The following is a 2,139-nucleotide window of genomic DNA, read 5'->3' on the forward strand; positions in this document are numbered from 1 at the left end:
ATCAGCCTGGGCGTGGCGGACGATCCCGCCCAGGCTCAGCCCGAGGCCGGCGCCCGGATGCGGACCCGGATCCGGGGTGAGCGGCTGTTCACGCCGGACGTGCTGGACCAGTACCGAGGCTCGCGGTGAGCGGAGTCGAACCGAACGTGGCGGCCAACACCATCGAGGCGCTGGAGGCGGCGATTGTCGCCCGGCTCGGTGCGGTACTGACGGATGTCGAAGTGATGCCGTATCCGGCCGATCCCGCTAACTACCAGTTTCTGCATCCGGTCGGCGCTCTCCTAGTCCGGTATCACGGCAGCCGCTACGGCGCGCTGATGGACACGGATGCGGTGGTCCAGGAGCGCCTCCTGGCAGTCGAGATCACTCTCCTGTTCCGGGCGCTCGACGGCCAGGACGGGCTCTACGCCTATCTGGAGCGAGCGCGGCGGGTGTTGACCGGGTTCAAGCCGGCGGGGTTCGGCAAAGTTTACCCGCTCCGCGACGCGTTCCTGGAGGAGCACGGCGGGGAGTGGCGCTACGCAGTCGACTTCTGCGCCCCGACCCTGGCGATCGAGGACGGCTGCGAGGAGGACGGACCGCTCTTGAAACATGTCACCACGTTGGACGGCTATGAGCGGGCCGAAACGGTCCGTCAGCCAGACGGGAGCACGACTTACGAGGAGTATGCGCAATGACACGATACCGCTACGACGGCCCGGTGAGCAGCGTCACGCTGCCGGGGGGCCTTGATGTCAACCTGCACCCGGGCGCCGAGGTCGAGCTGCCGGAAGACAACGACTATGTCGGGGTCCTGGTGGCCAAGGGTTTCCTGACGGCCATCGTCTCCAACCGCAAACCCAAGGGTGCCGACGCGCCCGCCCAGGAGGGATAGAACATGCCGGCTAATTTTCTACACGGCGTCGAAACCATCGAGCTGGACAAGGGGCCGCGCCCGATCCGGGGTGTGAAAACGGCCGTGATCGGCTTGGTCGGCACCGCGCCGATGCTGGACGTCGATGCGGCCGATCGCTCGTTGAACCGTATCCGGCTGGTCACCAACGATCGCGATGCCGCCCGGTACTTCGGCCAGAACCGTGCCGGCTTCACCATTCCGAGCGCGCTCAACGCCATCTTCGACCAGGGCAACGGCCCGATCTGCGTGGTGGTGAACGTGCTCGATCCGGCGAGCGACACCACCGCCGTGGCGGACGAGGCGAAGACTTTCGATGCCGCGACCGACAAGCTGACGCTGGCGCATCCCCAGGTATCGAACGTGGTGGTCAAGCACACTGCCGGCACGCCGACCTATGTGCTCAACACCGATTACACCCTGGATGCCGCCAACGGCACGATCACCCGCAAGGCCGGCGGCGCCATCGCTAGCGGCCAGTCGGTGAAAGTGAGCTATTCCTGGCTGGACCCCTCCAAGGCCGTGAACAGCGACATCATCGGTGCAGTCGATGGCGCGGGCAACCGGACCGGCATGCAGGCGTGGCTCAATGCCTACCAGGAACTGGGATTCTTCCCGAAGATCCTGATCGCGCCCGGATTCTCGACCGTGAACGCCGTCGCGACCGAACTCAACGTATTGGCGGGGAAGCTGCGCGCCATTGCCCTGGTGGATGCGCCGATCGGCACGACCGTGCAACAAGCGTTAACCGGCCGAGGTCCCTCCGGCGCCATTAACTTCAATTACAGCTCGGACCGGGTGGGGCTGTGCTATCCGCATCTGAAGGTGTACGACAGCGCCTCCGACACAGAAATCCTGGAGCCGTTCTCGCCACGCCTGGCGGGGAGGATCGCCGCGACCGACCAGGACAAGGGTTACTGGTGGAGTGCGTCGAATCAGGAGATCAAGGGCATCACCGGCGTCGAACTGCCGTTGACGGCGATGATCAACGATCCGGCCTCGGAAACCAATCTGCTGAACGAGGCCGGCATCATCACGGTGTTCAACGCGTTCGGATCGGGAATCCGCACCTGGGGCAACCGCTCGGCGGCCTGGCCGTCGAACACGCATCCGCGCAATTTCATCAACATCCGCCGGACCGCCGACGTGATCCACGAAAGCATCGAGTATTCGATGCTGCAATTCCTGGATCAGCCGATCACCGATGCCCTGATCGACGCCATCACCGAGAGCGTGAACCTGTTCCT

3 protein-coding genes are annotated in these 2,139 nt (G+C 64.8%); all 3 read left to right on the forward strand.

What is annotated here, in order from left to right; all coding sequences use genetic code 11:
* The first annotated feature begins 125 nt into the window (after positions 1–125).
* Positions 126–677, forward strand: coding sequence for a Gp37 family protein (locus tag ACSHWJ_RS15660; protein ID WP_218800377.1), 552 nt, complete (start codon positions 126–128; stop codon positions 675–677).
* Positions 674–874: a hypothetical protein gene (locus ACSHWJ_RS15665; RefSeq protein ID WP_218800378.1), complete on the forward strand. Its 201-nt coding sequence runs from the start codon at positions 674–676 to the stop codon at positions 872–874. The genes ACSHWJ_RS15660 and ACSHWJ_RS15665 overlap by 4 nt, the downstream gene beginning before the upstream one ends.
* A 3-nt stretch (positions 875–877) precedes the next feature.
* Positions 878–2,139: phage tail sheath subtilisin-like domain-containing protein (locus ACSHWJ_RS15670; RefSeq protein ID WP_432540058.1), on the forward strand; the 1,262-nt coding region annotated here is incomplete at its 3' end.

Origin of the sequence: Methylococcus sp. S1M (assembly GCF_051295855.1) — a bacterium.
In the GTDB taxonomy this organism is placed as follows: domain Bacteria; phylum Pseudomonadota; class Gammaproteobacteria; order Methylococcales; family Methylococcaceae; genus Methylococcus; species Methylococcus capsulatus.

Bases quoted from the DNA above. Each gene is read 5' to 3' on its own strand.
- ACSHWJ_RS15665 (WP_218800378.1), top strand. From the start codon at position 674: ATGACACGATACCGCTACGACGGCCCGGTGAGCAGCGTCACGCTGCCG.